We start from the raw sequence: 19,041 nt of genomic DNA on the forward strand, positions 1-19,041 counted from the left end.
TAGCATATCGAGGATTGTTTTGTGATAGAAACGTATGAAGAAAAGTGTTCTGATGCTTATGATGACTTCCGACTTCTTTCTGTCGAGGTCGATACATTGGCAAAGCTCAGAATCTCTACAAATACCGATACTGAATCAGGGGAAGTGACATACTCTCCCTACCTCTCTCCTTCCAATCTAAAATCACGCATAAAGAAAACCGATATCATCGTTGCTCCTGACGGTAGAGTGGTTTATCCACAGTCTCTTTATCTAGTATCTAAATTGCGTGGTGAAGCGGCTGTAAAAGACACAGGTTCAATCGCAAAGGGTTTGCTAGCTTTCACTCGTTATTTGGATTCGACTCACCGCTCTCAAGTTGATGAAGATGGTCATGAAATACCACCTGAGTATCTAACGTATAAAACCCTATCGAAGTACGAAGAAGAAGGTGCTCCCTGGCAATTTGCTGAGTTCCTGCTTGCTAACTGCAATGATATTGAAGGCTCCAATGGCAACGAGGCTTTTAGTTTATCTACCGCTCGCACCTATATGGGTGTGGTAATTGGATTCTATAAGTGGATGCAAAAAAACGGCTACATCAAAAATAACGATGAAAATATCGTTACGCACTACACCACAGAAACAGTTCATCAGGAGTTAAACCAACACGATATTCTGGCTCACACAAAATCTGGCTCACAGCGTACTTATGAAACTTCCAATATCATGAAGATGTTTCCTAAAAAACAAAATACGCCTGCTCATAAAAAACTCAAGCCCATGCACCCCGGGCACAAAGCCTTATTTAATGAGCATATAACGTCACTCCCAAAGACGACAAAACTCATCTTTCGCCTATGTGTCGAAGCAGGACTTAGAATAGATGAAGCCATTCACTTCCCCGCTCATGACATCGGAAACGCTGACTACAGAGATTTAGATGCTGTGCCAATCAAAATTACCCACACTAAAGGTAGTAAAGAGCGTACCGTAGAAATCCCTATAGAGCTGTACGAAGAGCTAGAGATACACAAAGAAAGTCACACGCAACTTAAAAACCTAAATAAGCGCAATGAGCTTATTCAGGCAGGCAACGAAATAGATACCGTTGCGTACCTATTTCTCTCAAACAAAGGTGTGCCTTACTCGGCTAATACGTTAGAAACACACTTTTCAAACCTTAGAAAGCAGATTCGGGTAGTGGACTCTTCTTGGTACTACAGAATTCATGATTTACGTTCTACCTTTGCGACTCACTGGCTTTGGGAAGAATCAAAAGAGCGTAATGTTAGCTACAACTATCTTATGGGTGAGTTAGCGGAATTGATGGGACACGCCAGCACATCGACCACCGAAAAGTACATTCAGTACATGAATAAGCTAGACGACCAAATCAACACGGCTAAAGCCAAAAACCGCAAAATAAACGGAGGTTGGTCGTAATGGCAAAAAGCAAAATCGCAAAACAGTCCAAAGCCGTCAAGCATCTACGAAACAATCAAAATATTGTTCCCTTGAGTTTTGAGATTCCTTATAAAGATAATAAATCAAACCAAGTACGGCAGTTCGATGTTTCTCACCTATTGCATTTAGGGGGGAGCAAAGAAAACGAAAAGATAAACAGTCGAGCTGTATTTATCCGATCTTTTTGCAAAAAAGCTAAACAATATGTCAACAATGGCAATTCAGCACACACCGCCAGCTCAAACTACGAGAACTTGCGCAGCTATCTGGCTTTTTGTGATGCCATAAATGTTAACCCATTTACCGAAAACGGCTATTTGAAGTATGCTGGCAACGATGGCGAATTAAGGCATCGTATAAAGATGTTTACCCCTTCAAAACGGCTATGGGAATACAATCACGGTGATGAGTTAGGGATTAAAGAATCCACCGTTCCAACAATGCTTTCATTCCTTCGTAGTGCCCTTGAATGGTGCGGTTTGCCTATTTCCGATTGGGCGAGAAACCACCGAGGGTTTACTGGAGAAAAAACGCCATTTAAGGGGTACTCAGATGAAGAAGAGTTACTGGTCACACGATTAGAGACTTTATTTTTCACTCTTGCGCCACAGCTCATTGCGGCTAAAGAAAGCAATATTCCTTTACCCGAAACACTGCCTCTTATCATTAGCCTTGGTTTGCAAGAGGAAACCGTTCACATCCCGACATCATTGGCAGCTAGAGGTCGAGGTAAAAGTGGCACCACTGTTAATACTGGCTCTGCCTTTAACCTTACGATGGGCGCTGCCTATCATTTAATGTGTTTTTTCACATCACTGAACGACAGCAACATTCGAAACATTGCTCACCCAATTCATGTTCATGCAGAAGCGCGAGATAAGAGCCTGCAAGTAGTCAAAGTCTCAAGCCATAAGCCTCGCGCCAACAGTGAAGTCGATGCTCTGCTAGTGGGTGAGCTCTTTGACGTCAATAAGCGCGATGGCGTGAAGTTTATAAAGCTACTAGAACGATTATCCAAACTCTACGGCAGTGGTGAAGACGGCTCAGAGCTGCTTTTTACTCTCAATAATCACTCTGAAGTCAATGGTTCGTTTGATTTGAGAGAGCTAAATAAACAACTCGTTAACCAATTGCACCTGTTATCGCCCTATAGGGCTGGTAGCCTGCCTTGGTTTAAAGAGTTGTTTTACGCCTATCGAAACCAACAGTACATCTCATTAAAGAAGGTCGTGAATCACTTAGGTCGCAATGTTGTTCATAAGGATGTGCAGGCAGCTTCCAAAAATAGGGCAGAACAAGGGGCGAGCAACAGTGCGTACTGCATTTTATCTTGTTACACAGACTTACCGCTCAAAGGAATTTTACTTCCACTCACCTACTCAGAAAAAGATAGTGATGGCAACGTTACCGTTTCTTTTTACTATAGACATAGCGAAACAGGATCCTTCAAAGTCCCTGCTTCTGATTTAGCGTTAATCAAAGATATTGAACAATATGCGACAGAAAAAGCAGACAAACAGCCTAAGAAATACGAACGGCTGCTTTTAACAAAGACTTCCCGTAGTGTTCCTTCAGATTGGGAAGGCATCAGCCCTATTTCAGCAAGTCTAATGAGAAGATGGTCTGTTGAACCCAACCATTACTATTTATCTCTTCAATCAAGTCGCTGGCGAGAAATGAACAGCAACCAAGCTTATGCCGAGGGAGGTATTCAAGCCGTTCAAAGCTTGCTCCAAAACAAACAAGAAACCATAGAGAGAAGTTACATCAACGGGCTTCCATCCCTCAATAAAGTCATTATCTCTCAGAGTATAGAAGTCATCGAAAATCTCTTTGACAATAACTTAGAGCAAGCAAAAGACGCTGTAGCTAAAAGGCGTGGTATTCCTATGCTGACATACGAGGAAGGTGAGCTAAAACGTAAAACCAACCCCAATGGAATCGCCTGCAATGGTAAGCAAGTCATTGTTGATGGTAAGAATACACAACGTGAAACGAACTATGCGCTAGGCATAGACTTGCCTTGCGCCGAGTTTGATATGTGTCACAAGTGCCAATCCGCCAAAGCGGTAGATGAGGTTGACGCCATTTACAAGCTTATTTCATACATCGATGTTTTAAAGGAAGGGCTGGATATGTTCCCTGATTCGAAAGGAGAGGCTCTTGAAAAAATCGAGCAGTTTGAGTTTACGCTCGATGGAGCAAGCGACGATGTATTCGATGAAGCCATGAACAAATTTAATACCCAAGGTCGTCACCCACGAGTGTCCATCGACCATGCGATTCTATCCCTATAGTTACGGAGGCTCACATGATAAAACCCTTTGACCTAGAGCACCAAAACAAGCTTCTTAAAGCGCAACAAAATGTTGGCGTTCATGCCAATTACTTAATCGATGTATTAAAGCCAGCGATTGAGCGCGGCGATTGGGAAGAGCTCGAAGCCCTTGAGATAGGCTTTACGGTAACAGGTAAATCATTAGGTAAAATTGGCGATGATGAGGCATGGAGAAACTTGCAGCCTTATATTGACCCGCAAGCAAAGAAAACCCTAACACTAGATTTTACGAACGATGGTAGAGTGATTGAGCGCAATCTAAAAAATGAGCTTAAAGCTCTCCTTCTTAAAATGATGTGGCTTTCACCTCATGACCACTCCTTTGGCACTCTTTATAATGCGTTAACTAACCTAAAAAAAGTCATCAATCCGCTATTAAATGAGGGGCTTAACACGCTATCTGCGCTTGACTTTGACCGTCTCGAAACTTGGGCACTAACAGGCTTTACCGATATTGACTTTGAAAGAGATAAAATTTACGCTGGGTTAAATCGCCTTTATGTGGAAGCCAAAGGCTTGCCATTTGAGGTTGGCCTAAATAAAAAACTTAACGCCTCGGATTTTGGTTTAGTTCTTAAAGAAGCAAAACAATATACCGTTATTCCACAAAGACTCTACTATCTAGGGCTTCAAAAGTCAGAAGAGGTGATAAATACAGCTTACGCTTTTCGTCATGAACTAGGGCAATTGGCAGATTACATTGCCACCTATTGTGAAAAAGCCTATGCAGGTTATGCCAAGTATCTGGTCAGTGGTGAAGCTAGACAAAAAAACGGTGGTATTATATGGTACTTAGCCAAGAACACTCACTCCAAAAAGCGCACACTTGCTTTTCAACAAGCCTTCACCGCGCTGCACTCTCCAAATGAAGATGAAGTATTGACGCTTCTTCACCACCATAAACCAGAGATTCATAACAGCTACATTGATAACTTCCACACCGAACGAGAGCTAACGATTGGGCACTGGACAATCACCAACCTAATCGAAGCTCAAGTGCTTTTTACAACGCTCAATGGTGGCTGCTTATGGGGATTAATGGCTCGAACAGGAATGAGAGGCGATGAAATGTATAACCTGAACACCGCTCAGGGCTGTACTAAAGACAGAATCGAACGCCAGAATATATATGTTATCCATGCTGACTTATCAAAAACCAACAAAGGCTCTCAATCAATACAAGATGAGTTTGTTACCACTGAGATTGGCATGAAAGCTTATGAAGTTCTTCAAGCGTTGCACACGCCACTTAGAAATCGCCACTCTGGCTCAAAATCCTTCTTCCATAAGATAAAAGAGGATTTCAGTGAAACAAGCAAAAAAGGAATAAGTAAACACTCTATAGCTTGGTTTAAAGACGCTATGGGTGAAGAGCTTGCGCTAACCAATGAAGACATTGTTGACCTGAAAGTATCCGACCCCAATTTGTCGTTTGAATTGGGTAGCAATTACGAGTTTACGCCACACCAACTTCGCCGCTCTTTTGCTTACTACTTAATTGGTTATGAGCTTTGTAACTACCCGCAACTCAAACAGCAATTTAGTCATGTGTCTATGGCAATGACGCGGCACTACGCTAAAAATGCCAGTAAGTTTCAAAAAATCAGACAAAAGAAAAAGACACTTGCGAATGAAATTGATGAAGAACGGATCGACCAGAAAGCCCGTGTCTACTTAAGCATATATGAGAAATTGGCAAACAAGGAGAGAGTTGCAGGCGGTAAAGGCAAAGAGTTTGCAAAAAGCATGACCAAAACCAACCGTAACTTATTCAAAGACAAGGTGGATAATGACATGCTTTCTCTTAATTATTGGAAAAAGCAAATTCGAAATCAAAACCTACACCTTCATGCGGTTGCGCCAGGGATATATTGCACCTCGACCACTTGCGGGCTAAGAACGCTTGTTAACCTAATAGAATGTGTAGATTGCAAGAATGACTACATCGTGGATGCCGTATTTGCTGAAGCAAAGCGTAAAGAAGCTGAAATTCACATGCTTTACGATATTGAAAATAATGAACTCACCCCTCAAACGGCCTCTGAATCTTACATTAAAATTCAAGCGGCTGAACGTATTATGGGTGATTTAGGTATCGACTATGAGCCTGTTGCTTTTCCAAATGAAGTTAGAGAGTTACTCATCCCATTCGGAGTTGTTTCATAATGTCACAGACCACCAAAAAGAATCTAATCGAAGCATTAGAAAGACTGTTGAGCGGCGATGTAGCAAAGTTAACATCAAAAGAACTGCGTAATAAGGCACGAAAAGGCAAGCTCAAAATCAACAACAGCAATGTTGAAAAAGAAGCAGGGCTTTCCGCTGGCGCACTCAGAAGGCATAGTGATGTCGTTCTGATGATAAAAAACAAATCATTGGAAGTGCAAGTTGCTCAAGATGAGGCTACAGACTCCCCTATTGAAGTGCTTCAAAAGGAAATAAAAACGCTCAAAGGCGAACGAACTCAAGCCGATAAGAAGAAAAAAGAATATTACGCTGAGGCTCAAAGCCATAAGGAGGCTTTGGCCGCTCAAGCAGCCATTCACGTAAAAGTAGTTCAAGAGCTTATGGATATGCTGCATGAGAGCCAGCGAGAAAAAGCTATGGATAAAATCGTCTCGGCTCGTTTAGACAATGTGGTTGCACACCCATTTAGAAAACCAAAGTAGTATTTAGCACTGCCACCCAACCTTATCCTGTCTGGAGTAATCACTAGACAGGACGGTTAGCTATCGGTAAAAATGCACACTCTAACATTATAAAAGTGCTCTAGACCGGATGTAGCTCACCACACCTATCCGCAAATAGTTCAAATAAAGAAAGTAAGGACAAGACAATGGCAATTGAAGCCGGACAAACTGCACCAAATTTTACGCTTAATGACCAAGACAGCAACCCAGTGACACTATCAGAGCTTCAAGGAAAAAAGGTGCTGCTCTACTTCTATCCACGAGCCTCAACGCCAGGCTGCACGGTTCAGGCTCAGGGGCTACGTGATACAAAAGCTGAACTAGATGCCCACAATGTTGTGGTTCTTGGTGTCAGCCCAGACACTCCCAAAAAACTGACGAACTTTATCAACAAGCAAGAACTGAACTTCACTCTACTAGCTGATGAAGAACACGAAGTTTGTGAGAAATACGGTGTTTGGCAACTCAAGAAGTTCATGGGCCGTGAAAATATGGGCGTTATAAGAACAAGCTTCCTGATTGATGAGTCTGGCAAACTTGAGCATGTGTTTAACAAGTTTAAGACCAAAGATCACCATGAAGTTGTATTGGACTACCTAAACAACAAATAACCGTCCATGAACAATTAACTCTTCACCTTGGGGCAGGCATGATTGGCTACATTCGAGTATCAGATTCACAAAGAGCCGATGGCGAATCTCAAAGAGAAACTATCACGGCGTACGCCGTTAAACATGGCATACAAATATCAGATTGGATCTAAGAACATGTGCCTGCCACCAAGACAGAACTTAGTGAGCGGAAGTTATCTTCCCTCATCAACTCTCAACAAAGCGTCATTGTATCGGATATAACTCGTCTGTGTCGCCAGAAGGGCCAGAAGGTGAAATCCAAACTCGATGAGCACACAGCTTATATATTGACCCTCATTGATTAAAACACCTCCAAGGCAGAAATCCTTATACAACTGAAAGAGCGCAGTATCTCGATCTCTGGAAGTAGATTCTACTCTTGGTCGGAAGCCAGGTGAGTGCATAACAAGAAGGTTCAGTTTCAGGCTGATATGTTCTTTGAATAACCTAACTTACCTCCCTCCTTTTTTAAGACTCGCTTTTGCTCCATTACGAACTCCAAGTCTTCCACAAAATTATCGTCATTCCATTGAAAAAGAGAATCTCATTCAATGCGTTGCAAAGCCGGTTTACGCGACTTGGTCGAATGTTTTGAGTTATTTACTCGCGGCAGGAGATCCTCACGATCATGAGAATAACCGCTAGATGAAGCATGTTAGAAACGAAAGGATGTGTCGCGTTTCTGTCCAAATCATCGCTAACATGTACAACAAACATGTTTGGTATTCGGAGTAGGATTTATATTAACAGGTTAAGCTACTACTTCATTTTTGTTAGTTTGCGCGTTAGCCTGTGGGGGCTTGGCCTTATCTATGCGACGGTAATTAGCTGACTTTATGGCAATAGTTCTCTAACATCGCACTCCAGCACTGACGCCAACGTATAAGCTTTCTCGAGAGTAATGTTGACTTCACCACGTTCGACTCGACCAATGTAACTTCGATCTATCTGCGCCATCAATGCCAGTTTTTCCTGTGCAATGGATTTACTCAAACGCTTTTTACGTAGATTGTCACCAAACTGCTTCGCTAAGTCTTTCATTTTATGTAGCTCTCAAAATCAAAGACTATCCACTCTTGATGCAAATATATCCACGGACTATAATCCGCATCGTTTCTGTTTTGACGGTGCTCTTATGACCAAAACCTATCAAATTAATCGTGATGTATATGAAGCCATTACTCACCCTACGATAAGTAACTTTTGCGTGTCGGAGATACGTAAACACATACAAAGTGTTTCTGATGCCTATGGCAGTGTCTCTAACGCTCGTCAATTTGTCGCAAGGCAATTAGATAAGCTCGAAAAGGCGGGACTTGCAGTAAGTCGAGGTTCAAAGCACAACAAGGTTTACTCAAAAACCAGTGCTTTTCATGAGACAAAGTTTGAACTTAAGGACAAGCGGGCACGAAGCTCGAGGGTAGCCAACGCTAGCTTAAAATCGACACCAATGTACACAACCCTACAACGAGAAAAGTCTGATATAGAGGCAGAGCTCACAATCACACTAGAGGAGATCAAAGAGTATAAAACGCTTATGAAACGCTCAAGGGAGCTTCGTAGACTGCTAGATGAACCGCACTCAAATGCAACAAATAAGGCGGCATTGCTTGTAGCAAAACTGAACGTGTGGTCAGAAGCTCTTAACCGATTAAGTCAAATTGAGCTAGTGTCATGTTAAGAGTATGGCAACATGAGTGTGTTCAACTCGCTTATGAAAAGTACAATAATGGTGCTTTTCATTTTCTGGCACAAGCTACACCTGGTGCTGGCAAGACGATTATGGCTGCAAGCCTCACTAAGAAACTGTTTGATGAGAAAATGATTGACTTCGTAGTATGTTTTTCGCCTTCAAAAGTCGTTGCAACGAGTATTGAGGGAACATTCTCTAGGCACCTAGCATGTAAGTTTAAAGGCCAAATTGGTGATAAGGGCATATCAATAACTTATCAATCACTTAGGTCAGTGAGTCAAGCATTTTGGGATACACTAGCAAACTATAGAGTGCTTTGTGTCTTCGACGAAATTCATCATTGTGGTGGCGACAACGACGACAATTACAACTCTTGGGGCTACCACACGCTGGCGATAGTCCAAAAGGCGGCCACCTATACACTTGCACTCACTGGCACTCCTTGGCGTTCTAATCGGACTCCCGTCACTCTCGCTACATATTCTGATCCAGAAGGAAAAATATTATGTGATTACCAGTACCCTCTTTCACAGGCTGTGCAAGACAGAGTATGTCGACGCCCAAACGTTGCATTGATTGATTGTAATAAAACTGTATTCTCTGACTCGAACGGTAGCGAGGTCTTTGGTTCGATCAACGAACTTGTATCTAGCGGTCACGTTCGTTATTCAGCTGTAATCAAAAACATTGATGCCCTCAGTTATATTCTTGAAGAAGGGACAAATCAGCTAAATCGCATCAGAAGAACAAACGAGTGTGCCGGTGGCTTAATTGTTGCTTCTTCAATAAAACATGCAAAGCAAATAGCTCAAATACTATCAACACGCTTCAATCAATCTGCAACCATTGTGACCTATAAAACACAAGACGCACAGTCGACTATTCAGCGCTTCAGAGACAGTGCGTGCAGTTGGATCATTAGTGTAGGCATGATCAGTGAAGGAACCGATATACCCCGGCTACAGGTTTGTTGTTACCTTTCAAACATCAAGACAGAGCTATACTTCCGTCAGGTACTTGGGCGGATATTGCGAACCACCAAAGACATGAATCAAGAAGCGTGGCTGTATACCTTTGCTGAGGCAAAACTGCTTCAATTCGCCGAGCAAGTTGAAATTGATATCCCTGAAAGCTGCACTTTCATCAGCAAATCAGTTTCTAGCCATCACGAACTAAACAAACTGAGAGAAAGATCCTTGCAATCTGCGACTAAAGACGAAGATACAACAGTTGGTGGATTATTGTCATGGGAATCATCGGATAAAGCAGAGATGGACTTAGCAAGTGAGGACATCGGCTCATCTCAACATGTTCATCTTGATGAGTTCAATCAAAGAGTTATTGAGGCCTTCCGAAATATTAAATCACTGTACTAAACATCATCACATCTAGCTCGAGGCAACCAAAGAACCTCTAATTCGTCGAGTTACAGTTATTACGCTTCTATTGTTCGGCACTAGAGATCTGGGTTTCTCGTCATGACGCATTCTCGATAGAAAAAGGCGCCTGAAGTCCCATGAGCATTGTTTGCACCTCATACTCTCACTTTGACGCGTAAATCACCAGTCAATCATTTTGTCCCAATTTCAAAAGCGTTGGGCGTTCAATTCATACGAGTTTAGTCCAATGAAAACTAAATTATTTGGGCTAAACTGAACGCTATATGATGTAATTTTGGTTGAGTGAATACTACTATTATGAAACGAGAGATCGCTTAATTACAGGAGTCGGAATGAAATTATTGTCTGTTCTTATTTTTGTCTTTGCCTCCACCTTCGCACAGGCAGCACTTATACCCTTGAAGGATGAGAGGGTAATTGAGCAAGCAAAACTTTCAATGGCTGACCATCTTGAGAAAGAGGGATTGAGCATTGATGATGCAGAGTTTGTCTTTGCCTTCAAAGATGGGCTAAACAAATCCACCATCTACTTTGAAGTCAAAGAGCACCAAGGTGATCATGTATACTACATGGTTACTTGTCGCAAAGAAAAATGCCTTTTGAATTATCGCTAATCTATCTTCATCGGTTGACAGGGAGTACATGAACAACAATGAGGCCTTTCTTGACAGTTATCAACGGTGTCGTATCGGTACCGAATTTATGACCGACTTTTTGACTATCTTTTGTGATGCAAACCCACGTTTCTTAGAACGTTTTGATGGGGTCGACGTAGAGAAACAAGCACGTATGCTCAAAGCGTCTTTGGTTCTGATACAGAATACGTCCACAACCACTTCCATACGTGAAGCCATCAGAAAATTGGCCACAAAGCACAAAGAGATGAGGTTGGATATTTCTGAAAATGAGCTCGACATGTGGGTCGATAGCCTTTTAGCAACCGTGGAAATACATGACCCATTGTATGATGAAAGCATCGAACTCGCCTGGCGTAATGTGCTGAATTTAGGCATTGAGATAATGAAGGAAAAAGCGTGCTAAGACTCGCTTCATTTTGTGCTTGTACAAAGCATCACTTTAATAATGCGCTTTGTTCGAGGGCGCGACTTTACAGATGAGCCTTTAGCATTCTCTAACTAATACTAAAAAGATAAACTCGCCATCACGGTAACAAGCTGAACACTATCAATGTTGCTTAGAGAGCTTATTAGTAAGCCAAAACCACTATTGAGCCCTTGCTATTACTGGTACTCAACATTGACGGACAGGTTTACTTAACAAATCATATTTCACATCAACAGCGGCTTTGGAATTGGAACATTCATTTTCTTGATACGATTGTCTGTGAGCGATGTATGGCGTGAGCGGAACTTGGCGAGGCTCAACTTGTCCGTACCAGTCCACGCGTATCCCTTCCAACCTTTGAAACTCAAACGTCGTTTTTAGAGCATCAAACTCACACACCTTTCCTACCGACTATTGTTTGAAGGTATTCCGATAGGTGAAGTTCCAGCGATAGTAGTCTCCTGTCAATTGAGCGTTGAGCTCCCACAAGTTCTTAGTATCGAATTCGGGAGTGATGTCTGGATTAAGCCGACAAAAGGGGTTAAGGAAAGCTGAAGCTTATCTGTTACATAATATCACCAGCCAACACTGGCGCCGTTGCAGGCCTTGAGTCCAAGCAGCGCACTATACTCTTCCGCAGAAGGGCGAGTCGGAGCAACTAAACGAAAGATACTTTGCCAAATTAGTTTTAGCCAAAGATACAGAAGCAGTTTGTTAGCCGAGAGTCAGTAACAAAGATAACTTTGTTGGTGTTATATGGGTGGAGAAATAATGAATTTAAGTCTTACTTTTGTTACATCGTTAAAACCCTTCACTGGCAACATGTGTAACATGAATAGAGATTGGCTAGATGTAATTGCGCTGTTTCAAAGCTCATGCTTGGTCAGTTAGTCGAGTTGGCAAAAGAAAAATACAACGCCAGCTTACTATCATTGGCCGTATTTGAACAAAACTTAGTTGCGAGAAACTGCTATGAGTCTATGGGTTTTACCGTGACATCGCGTGAAAATGGCTCTCACTCTTTCGACGGTGAGGTTTGGGGTCTTTTACTCATGGAAAAACGGTAATACAAACATTTAAGCCTTCAAGGTACTTTTTCCTAATATCTGGCGAGAAGAAGGTGGTACCTTTGAAAGAGCTCTATGATGTCTGACAAGAAAGCCCTCAATAATGTGTTACAGCTACAAAGCTGCATGTACTTGCGCCAATTGATTATATCGAGCTTTCAAATCCAAGTAGTGTTTACGCTTTAGAAAAACAGTTCGGGAACTACTATATGGTAGCCAGCCCTTATAAATAAAGATTTGGTGTTGACATCTAAGTTTGAGGTTTAGTGTTATTCAAGATAGCAACTATCTAACACAGTCATAACTCATGGCAATGATAACCCTTATCTAGCAAGCATTCATTATATGTAATAGATCTATACAGTCACGGAGGATTGACTTATATTAAAGCATAAGCTACATTAGCAAATGCTAAATAAAGATATTCAGAGGTACTTATGAAAAAAGCAAACTACAATTTGATCGATGTACGCTCTATTGAAGAGTTTACTAGGGATAGCATTGAGGGTTCTTATAATGTGCCTCTACAGGAAATTCACCGCCTTGCAAATAGTAACTTGGACACGAGCACGCCAGTTCTCGTGTACTGCGCTTCAGGGATGAGAGCAAGTCAAGCGGAGCAGTACTTAAAATCCTTTGGCTATGCTGAAGTTGTAAATGTAGGTACACTTCAAAATGCTCGAAACATTACAGTAACTCACCCTCAATACTAGGATTATCACAATGGTAAAAATAGATTATGTAACTGACGTTTTATGTGTATGGGCTTGGGTTGCTGAGCATCGGAATAAAGAGTTGAAGAACCATTGGGGGGATGAAATTCAAATTAAGCCTCGATTTATTAATTTGTTCGGAGATACTGGTTCGAGAATAGCAGACGGCTGGAAAGATAGAGGGGGGTTTGAAGGCTTTGCTGCTCACACGGTCGATGTTGTCACTAACTTCCCAGAGCTACAACTGCATAAAAATGTCTGGACTACAACAAGACCAACCTCCTCTATGCCTGCACATTTGTACCTTAAAGCCTTCGCTATGTCAGGGGCTAGCGATAGCAATGTACAGTCTTTGGCAAGTACAATTAGAGATGCTTTCTTTTCGAGTGGTCGAGATGTTAGCGATACGAAGGTTCTTCATGACATACTTGAGAGTCAGAGTATTTCAGTTTCATCGCTGGATAAGTTCATTGAGAATGGAGAGGCTTATGCCGCACTTTGGTCTGACCAATTATTTAGAGAGAACCACCAGATTAAAGGTAGTCCAACGTACATATTGGATGGCGGGCGTCAGGTACTGTTCGGCAATGTTAGTTTCCATGTTATCAATGCAAACATCCGTGAGCTAGCTCAGCCAGCGAGCAAACACGGAGTCAGCTGGTGTTGAATTGAAGAGTAAACCATTAAAATACCAAGTATCTCACCAGTTACCACAATCTATTGAACGCGGTAACTGGGTTTTTTAGGCATTTCATAACTTAGTCAACCAACTCATCCAAAAAACTATCTTCCCTCCATGGTCGAGATCAAACTAGTCGAAGTTGAGGAAGCATAACTTTTATTCTTCCTAAGTATCACCTAATGTTCAAACGAAAAAACAAGCTACTCAATTTACCTGAAGCATGAGCTAAAAGAATATGATTCAGATAGGAGCTTACGGTTGATTTGGAGTGAGGAGCTCAAGTACTGAAGAGCTTTGCAAAAGACAACTCTTTAATATATTGAAATTGAGAGAGTACAATCGAATAGATGTTATTGAGATGTAACAAATAAAACTACGTTGTAGAAGTTGATTTAGTGGAATATCATCCCACACTATTATCTGTGGGTTGCCTAGTTAAAAAAGCAGTGCGGATGGGCGCCCCTATGCCTTCCACACTGCAACTCCCGAATTATTGTATAGATTAAGCGTCAGCAAACTTATAGGTGCGGTATCCACCGATCAAGTTTTTAGCTTTAAAGCCATTGTTGATTAGTTGACGGTAAGCTACATTGCCTCTCAATCCTACCTGGCAGTAAACAATGATTTCTTTGTCTTTTGGTAACTCACTCAATCGACCTCTTAGCTGATCAACTGGTATATTGATTGCGCCCTCTAAATAACCAACGTTTTCAAGCTCACCAGGGTTACGGACATCCAGTAAAACCTGATCTTCAGTCAAATTATTAACGTCCGCGTAATGTGCAGGAACCACATCACCCACTACGATGTTATTAGCAACAAATGCTGCCTGGTTGATTACATCCTTGGCACTCCCATATGGTGGAGCATAGGTGAGCTCTAGGTGTTGTAATTGCTCTACAGTCATCCCAGCCCTTTGAGCCACGGCAAGTACGTCGATTCGCTTATCAACACCATCCTTGCCGACAGCTTGAGCGCCCAAAATTTTGCCAGTCTTTTTATTAAACAATAGTTTAAGAGAAACAACTTCTGAGCCAGGGTAGTAACTTGCATGACTGGCAGCGTGTACGTATACCTTTTCAAAATCCATGTTCTCTCTAATGAGAGTTTTCTCATTTTTGCCAACGGACGCAACGGCGAGGTCAAATACTTTACATATTGCGGTTCCTTGAGTGCCTTGATAGCTTTCACTGCGTCCAAAGATATTGTCAGCAGCCATTCGGCCTTGACGGTTTGCTGGACCAGCGAGTGGAACAAGACCAGGTTTTCCAGTTACAAAGTCCTTGTCTTCAATTGCATCCCCCACAGCGTATATATCAGGGTCACTTGTCTGCATTTTTTCATTTGTGTATATGCCGCCAAGCTCACCTAGCTGTAGTCCAGCCTCAACAGCCAACCTAGTTTCTGGTCTAACACCAATTGCCATTACCAAGAGGTCTGTGTCAAGCTTGTCACCGTTACTGAGTGATAAGGTAAGCTTGCCTTGCAGATGCTGATTCTCTGTGGATTGACCAGCATCTTTGCTGGCTACAGTGCAGTTTTGTTCAAACGAGATAGACTCCAATGCGGTATTCAAGCGTAGGTCGATACCTTTGGCTTTGATTTCCGAATGAACGAAACCAGCCATTTCTCGATCAACAGGTGTCATTACTTGATCAGCCATTTCAATAAGTGAAGTTTTGATACCAAGCTGCTCAAAGGCTTCCATCACTTCAAGGCCAATAAACCCGCCACCAACTACAGTAGCGTGATTTGGTTTGTTCAATTGAATGGACTGAATAATTTTGTCCATATCAGGAATGTTTCGAAGTGTATGTGTGAGTGGATTGTCGATTCCTTCGATATTAGGAACGAAAGGCGCTGCGCCTGGACTCAATACTAGCGAGTCATAACTCTCTGAGTATTCCGTGTTATCTAGAAGGTTTTTTACTAAAACCTTCTTGCTTTGTCTATCAATTGAAACAACCTCGTTCATCACTCGAACATCAACGTTGAAACGAGCTAAAAAGCTTTCTGGTGTTTGAAGAAGCAATTTAGAGCGGTCTTGGATATCGCCACCTATGTGATAAGGCAGACCACAGTTAGCGAAAGAAACAAACGGCCCTCTCTCAAACATCACTATTTCCGCATCTTCGCTCAAACGACGCGCTCTTGCTGCGGCTGATGCACCACCGGCAACACCACCGATGATCACTATCTTCTTCTTCATAATAAGTCCTCATTTGTTTTATTTGCTTAAGATCGCTTTCACGCTCTTAACCAAGGTACTCATTACACTATACCACCAAAATAAGCGATGTCTAATGTAAGATGATCTAAATTAACTATTACTTAAATAAGTATTGACTAATGTAGCGTTTTGGGTAGATACTTCCTACATAGTACAAATAGGTGTAAGTAGTATGGATTTTAAACAGATGAAAGAACGTGCCTCTGACGTGTCTGAGGTTTTAAAGGTGATGTCCCATCCGGAGAGATTGTTCGTACTGTGTCAGTTATCTGAGGGCGAAGTTGGTGTGGGTCAATTGCAGAGTAGCTCTAATTTAAGTCAATCTGCTTTTTCTCAACACTTATCAGTTTTACGAAGAGCTCGCCTTGTTACTATTAGAAAAGAGTCGCAACACGTCTATTACTCTCTGAAAGACAAAAGAATTATTGATTTAGTAAAGCATATTCACAGTATCTACTCTGAGTAGATACTGTGAATATGCTGATTTTCAGAAGGACTTGCATCTTTTAAGCCCCCAAAAAGCTTATCCATCCCATCCCATCACATCGCTTCCGCCACTGTCGCATAGTTAACGTTCGATTGACTTAACGCAATATTAGTGTCAATTAGATATACACGAGTGATAAAAATGGTGTATATTAGCAAAGCCTTAAGTAAAGTGCCTGATTTGTTCGATACCTCTTTTAAGACAAATACCTTTAATCAATTGAATTTACGAAGTTTTATTGCTTAAAGAGATTTTGGTTTAATTTTTAGTAGAGGTTACTATGGAACTTGTTATTCCTTGGGCGTCATTGTTTGGTGGTATGTTGCTTGGACTGTCCGCAATTTTACTCTTGCACTTCAATGGCAAGATTGCTGGCATAAGTGGGATAGTTGGCAGACTATTTGAACCAAAAACCATCGACAAGAACTGGAGGTTGCTGTTTGTCATAGGAATGATTGCGGGTGGCGTTTTGAGCGCAAAAGTCTTAAATGCACCTATCGCTGAAATGGTTGTTCCGGATTATTTGATCGTTATTGCAGGCCTATTAGTGGGTATCGGCACTAAAATCGGAAATGGTTGTACGAGTGGACACGGTATATGCGGTATGGGTAGGCTATCAAAGCGCTCGATTGTTGCCACTATGACGTTCATGGGTAGTGCTATGATCACTGCATATGTAATGCTACACGTTTTATAAGAGAGTCTGTTATGTATCGTTTTATTTCAATTGTAAGTGGCTTTCTGTTTGGTGTCGGCATGATCCTTTCAGGTATGAGTGAACCAGCAAACGTAATTGCATTTTTGGATATTCATGGGGCTTGGTCTCCAAACCTAGCATTCGTAATGGGGGGAGCTTTATTAGTATTTACTCCAACCTATTTCCTTGTATCAAGAAAAAGTAAGCAGCCAGTTTGTACAGATAAATTTTGCCTGTCCGATAACAGAAAAATCGATGGCCAGCTGATCACAGGTGCTATCTTGTTCGGTATTGGTTGGGGCATCGCTGGTATTTGTCCTGGGCCGGCAGTGGCATCTATCGCTAACGGTAGTGCCGGCATTGTATATTTCGTAGTAGCAATGTTGGCAGGTATGCAACTAGGATCTTTTACTTTGAGCAGAAAATCCACACGTCAAAACGCCGTAAAAGGACTTTAATCATCTTCCCCCCGATACTGTGTAGTGTCGGGGGGAACATTCACTATATCCACCGCTGGTATAAGGTGAAACTGTGTCCGCTCATTTTGTTAGTTTGATTGCTTCTAATCACGCTATACATCGATTTAACTTCAACAGCTCAACGTCTACTTTGACCCTAGATTAACGCTCCCGCTATACCCTGAACTTATTCATTCCTCTAGTGATAAACACGCGTTTCCCTTTGTCAGACCTACATAAAATTTATCAAGCTAACACTCTAAGCCTGCAGTCATATAAAAACACTGGTTCAAAAAATTATAACTATCAATCTATTACTGTGAGTCACCTTCGTTCTATAGCTGAACTAACTTTAAATTAGACATTGCTAATGTTGTGTATTATAGTTACGTACATTAGGCAATGCTAAAGTAAGAAAGAGGTCATCAATGAAGGTCAGAATGTTAAGCGTAGTCGCTTTTAGTTTATACGCAAGTAGTGGTATAGCCTCTCCGTCTCTGAACACGGTATCAGTCGCAACCAAGCCAACCAACTCAACAGTAGTGCTGGACGGTACCGTTGAAGCGGTGAATCAAGGTACGTTGGCGGCGCAAACATCAGGCAGAGTTATCGCTGTTAATGTTGATGTTAACGATGTTGTCACTCAAGGGGACGTGTTGCTTGAAATAAGTGCTGAGCAACAGTCCGCTTCATTAGACGCTGCAATTGCACAGTTAAGCAGCGCTAAATCGGAGCTTTTCCGTAGCACAGCTCAAGTGAACAGATATAGAGAGCTCTATCCAAAGGGAGCGATCTCCAAAGAACGCCTCGATAACGCCGAAGCTGAGACTCGATCTGCAACGTCAGCAGTTCGAGCTGCAGAAGCCGCTGTAAAACAGGCCAAAGAGTCTCTTGGGTATACAAGCATCAAAGCACCGTACACTGGAGTCGTAACAAAACGCTATGTTGAGTTGGGGGAAACGGTAGCACCTGGTAGTCAACTTATTACTGGCTTTTCTTTGTCTCCTTTGCGCGTGGTTACTGAACTACCTCAACGCTATAGAGACAAAGTAGAGGGGCCAGAACAATTTAGTATTAGAACCATTAATGGTATTGAGTTAGAGCCGTACGAAGCAAAACTTTTCAATTATGCCCACCCACAGTCTAGAGCTTTCCAACTTCGTTTAGAGTTATTAGAGGAACCAAAGAGCATCTACCCAGGAGAGTGGGTAAAAGTTGCTTTTGCGTATGGTGAAAAAGATGCCATGTTGATCCCAAGTACCGCCGTTATTAAACGAGGGGAATTAAGTGTTGTCTATCGAGTTAATGGCTCTGAAGTATCAATGAATCCTATTCGTGCAGGGTATGACAACGGCAAAGAGGTCGAAGTACTCAGTGGGTTAGAAAATGGCGATGAGATAGTATCAGACGTCGTCAAATATCTTCGTGATAAGAACTAGAGGG

At 42.0% G+C, this 19,041-nt stretch carries 18 protein-coding genes and 1 pseudogene; 17 read left to right on the forward strand and 2 right to left on the reverse strand.

The annotated features are described in order from the left end of the window. Positions 1-21: 21 nt before the first annotated feature. From VME0621_RS09600 to VME0621_RS27025, 6 genes and pseudogenes are all read left to right on the forward strand, one after another. The gene (locus VME0621_RS09600; RefSeq protein ID WP_062458164.1) at positions 22-1,425 is read left to right on the forward strand and encodes a tyrosine-type recombinase/integrase; all 1,404 of its coding nucleotides are present in this window, start codon (positions 22-24) and stop codon (positions 1,423-1,425) included. Then, positions 1,425-3,743, forward strand: a complete 2,319-nt coding sequence (locus VME0621_RS09605; protein WP_062458167.1) for a hypothetical protein — start codon at positions 1,425-1,427, stop codon at positions 3,741-3,743. The genes VME0621_RS09600 and VME0621_RS09605 overlap by 1 nt, the downstream gene beginning before the upstream one ends. A gap of 14 nt (positions 3,744-3,757) precedes the next feature. Then, complete coding sequence (locus VME0621_RS09610; protein ID WP_062458170.1) at positions 3,758-5,950, forward strand: site-specific integrase; 2,193 nt, start codon at positions 3,758-3,760, stop codon at positions 5,948-5,950. Beyond that, entirely contained in the window at positions 5,950-6,453 is a 504-nt protein-coding gene (locus VME0621_RS09615; RefSeq protein WP_062458174.1) for a hypothetical protein, read from the forward strand. Before VME0621_RS09610 ends, VME0621_RS09615 begins: the two co-directional genes overlap by 1 nt. A gap of 167 nt (positions 6,454-6,620) precedes the next feature. Continuing rightward, on the forward strand, positions 6,621-7,085 hold the full coding sequence (gene bcp, locus VME0621_RS09620) for a thioredoxin-dependent thiol peroxidase (protein WP_062458177.1): 465 nt from the start codon (positions 6,621-6,623) through the stop codon (positions 7,083-7,085). 38 nt (positions 7,086-7,123) lie between these two features. After that, positions 7,124-7,504, forward strand: a pseudogene (locus VME0621_RS27025) (recombinase family protein). Between the two features lie 436 nt (positions 7,505-7,940). On the opposite strand, the gene VME0621_RS09625 reads toward VME0621_RS27025, so the two are convergent. After that, positions 7,941-8,147: a helix-turn-helix domain-containing protein gene (locus tag VME0621_RS09625; RefSeq protein ID WP_062458179.1), complete on the reverse strand. Its 207-nt coding sequence runs from the start codon at positions 8,145-8,147 to the stop codon at positions 7,941-7,943. A gap of 94 nt (positions 8,148-8,241) precedes the next feature. Between VME0621_RS09625 and VME0621_RS09630 the strand changes: the two genes are divergently transcribed. The 7 genes from VME0621_RS09630 (at position 8,242) to VME0621_RS09660 (ending at position 13,711) form a co-directional block, all read left to right on the forward strand. Then, positions 8,242-8,787, forward strand: a complete 546-nt coding sequence (locus tag VME0621_RS09630) for a VspR family transcription factor (RefSeq protein ID WP_062458183.1) — start codon at positions 8,242-8,244, stop codon at positions 8,785-8,787. Then, positions 8,781-10,175: a DEAD/DEAH box helicase gene (locus tag VME0621_RS09635; RefSeq protein ID WP_062458186.1), complete on the forward strand. Its 1,395-nt coding sequence runs from the start codon at positions 8,781-8,783 to the stop codon at positions 10,173-10,175. The genes VME0621_RS09630 and VME0621_RS09635 overlap by 7 nt, the downstream gene beginning before the upstream one ends. A 356-nt stretch (positions 10,176-10,531) precedes the next feature. Beyond that, positions 10,532-10,813 carry a hypothetical protein gene (locus VME0621_RS09640; RefSeq protein WP_062458188.1) on the forward strand — a complete coding sequence of 94 codons (282 nt, stop codon included), beginning with the start codon at positions 10,532-10,534 and terminating at the stop codon, positions 10,811-10,813. 28 nt (positions 10,814-10,841) lie between these two features. Then, positions 10,842-11,240, forward strand: a complete 399-nt coding sequence (locus VME0621_RS09645; protein WP_062458191.1) for a globin — start codon at positions 10,842-10,844, stop codon at positions 11,238-11,240. Between the two features lie 899 nt (positions 11,241-12,139). Continuing rightward, positions 12,140-12,331: an N-acetyltransferase gene (locus tag VME0621_RS09650; protein ID WP_306345520.1), complete on the forward strand. Its 192-nt coding sequence runs from the start codon at positions 12,140-12,142 to the stop codon at positions 12,329-12,331. A gap of 437 nt (positions 12,332-12,768) precedes the next feature. Further along, complete coding sequence (locus VME0621_RS09655; protein ID WP_062458195.1) at positions 12,769-13,044, forward strand: rhodanese-like domain-containing protein; 276 nt, start codon at positions 12,769-12,771, stop codon at positions 13,042-13,044. 10 nt (positions 13,045-13,054) lie between these two features. Then, the gene (locus VME0621_RS09660; RefSeq protein WP_062458198.1) at positions 13,055-13,711 is read left to right on the forward strand and encodes a DsbA family oxidoreductase; all 657 of its coding nucleotides are present in this window, start codon (positions 13,055-13,057) and stop codon (positions 13,709-13,711) included. 517 nt (positions 13,712-14,228) lie between these two features. Here the strand turns inward: VME0621_RS09660 and VME0621_RS09665 are convergent. Beyond that, entirely contained in the window at positions 14,229-15,935 is a 1,707-nt protein-coding gene (locus VME0621_RS09665) for an FAD-dependent oxidoreductase (protein ID WP_062458201.1), read from the reverse strand. Between the two features lie 193 nt (positions 15,936-16,128). On the opposite strand from VME0621_RS09665, the gene VME0621_RS09670 reads away from it, so the two are divergent. The 4 genes from VME0621_RS09670 (at position 16,129) to VME0621_RS09685 (ending at position 19,037) form a co-directional block, all read left to right on the forward strand. Next, on the forward strand, positions 16,129-16,422 hold the full coding sequence (locus VME0621_RS09670) for an ArsR/SmtB family transcription factor (RefSeq protein ID WP_062458208.1): 294 nt from the start codon (positions 16,129-16,131) through the stop codon (positions 16,420-16,422). A gap of 301 nt (positions 16,423-16,723) precedes the next feature. Continuing rightward, entirely contained in the window at positions 16,724-17,140 is a 417-nt protein-coding gene (locus VME0621_RS09675) for a YeeE/YedE family protein (RefSeq protein ID WP_062458211.1), read from the forward strand. An 11-nt stretch (positions 17,141-17,151) separates the two neighbouring features. Continuing rightward, positions 17,152-17,598: a YeeE/YedE family protein gene (locus tag VME0621_RS09680; RefSeq protein WP_062458214.1), complete on the forward strand. Its 447-nt coding sequence runs from the start codon at positions 17,152-17,154 to the stop codon at positions 17,596-17,598. 428 nt (positions 17,599-18,026) lie between these two features. Beyond that, entirely contained in the window at positions 18,027-19,037 is a 1,011-nt protein-coding gene (locus VME0621_RS09685) for an efflux RND transporter periplasmic adaptor subunit (protein ID WP_062458218.1), read from the forward strand. The last annotated feature ends 4 nt before the right edge of the window (positions 19,038-19,041 follow it).

It is taken from the genome of Vibrio mediterranei (genome assembly GCF_900088415.1).
Lineage (GTDB): Bacteria > Pseudomonadota > Gammaproteobacteria > Enterobacterales > Vibrionaceae > Vibrio > Vibrio mediterranei.

What these genes read in the sequence shown, in the direction of transcription:
- VME0621_RS09605 (WP_062458167.1), top strand. Translation starts at nt 1,425, where the DNA reads ATGGCAAAAAGCAAAATCGCAAAACAGTCCAAAGCCGTCAAGCATCTA.
- VME0621_RS09610 (WP_062458170.1), top strand. Translation starts at nt 3,758, where the DNA reads ATGATAAAACCCTTTGACCTAGAGCACCAAAACAAGCTTCTTAAAGCG.
- VME0621_RS09615 (WP_062458174.1), top strand. Translation starts at nt 5,950, where the DNA reads ATGTCACAGACCACCAAAAAGAATCTAATCGAAGCATTAGAAAGACTG.
- bcp (WP_062458177.1), top strand. Translation starts at nt 6,621, where the DNA reads ATGGCAATTGAAGCCGGACAAACTGCACCAAATTTTACGCTTAATGAC.
- VME0621_RS09625 (WP_062458179.1), bottom strand. Translation starts at nt 8,147, where the DNA reads ATGAAAGACTTAGCGAAGCAGTTTGGTGACAATCTACGTAAAAAGCGT.
- VME0621_RS09630 (WP_062458183.1), top strand. Translation starts at nt 8,242, where the DNA reads ATGACCAAAACCTATCAAATTAATCGTGATGTATATGAAGCCATTACT.
- VME0621_RS09635 (WP_062458186.1), top strand. Translation starts at nt 8,781, where the DNA reads ATGTTAAGAGTATGGCAACATGAGTGTGTTCAACTCGCTTATGAAAAG.
- VME0621_RS09640 (WP_062458188.1), top strand. Translation starts at nt 10,532, where the DNA reads ATGAAATTATTGTCTGTTCTTATTTTTGTCTTTGCCTCCACCTTCGCA.
- VME0621_RS09645 (WP_062458191.1), top strand. Translation starts at nt 10,842, where the DNA reads ATGAACAACAATGAGGCCTTTCTTGACAGTTATCAACGGTGTCGTATC.
- VME0621_RS09650 (WP_306345520.1), top strand. Translation starts at nt 12,140, where the DNA reads ATGCTTGGTCAGTTAGTCGAGTTGGCAAAAGAAAAATACAACGCCAGC.
- VME0621_RS09655 (WP_062458195.1), top strand. Translation starts at nt 12,769, where the DNA reads ATGAAAAAAGCAAACTACAATTTGATCGATGTACGCTCTATTGAAGAG.
- VME0621_RS09660 (WP_062458198.1), top strand. Translation starts at nt 13,055, where the DNA reads ATGGTAAAAATAGATTATGTAACTGACGTTTTATGTGTATGGGCTTGG.
- VME0621_RS09665 (WP_062458201.1), bottom strand. Translation starts at nt 15,935, where the DNA reads ATGAAGAAGAAGATAGTGATCATCGGTGGTGTTGCCGGTGGTGCATCA.
- VME0621_RS09670 (WP_062458208.1), top strand. Translation starts at nt 16,129, where the DNA reads ATGGATTTTAAACAGATGAAAGAACGTGCCTCTGACGTGTCTGAGGTT.
- VME0621_RS09675 (WP_062458211.1), top strand. Translation starts at nt 16,724, where the DNA reads ATGGAACTTGTTATTCCTTGGGCGTCATTGTTTGGTGGTATGTTGCTT.
- VME0621_RS09680 (WP_062458214.1), top strand. Translation starts at nt 17,152, where the DNA reads ATGTATCGTTTTATTTCAATTGTAAGTGGCTTTCTGTTTGGTGTCGGC.
- VME0621_RS09685 (WP_062458218.1), top strand. Translation starts at nt 18,027, where the DNA reads ATGAAGGTCAGAATGTTAAGCGTAGTCGCTTTTAGTTTATACGCAAGT.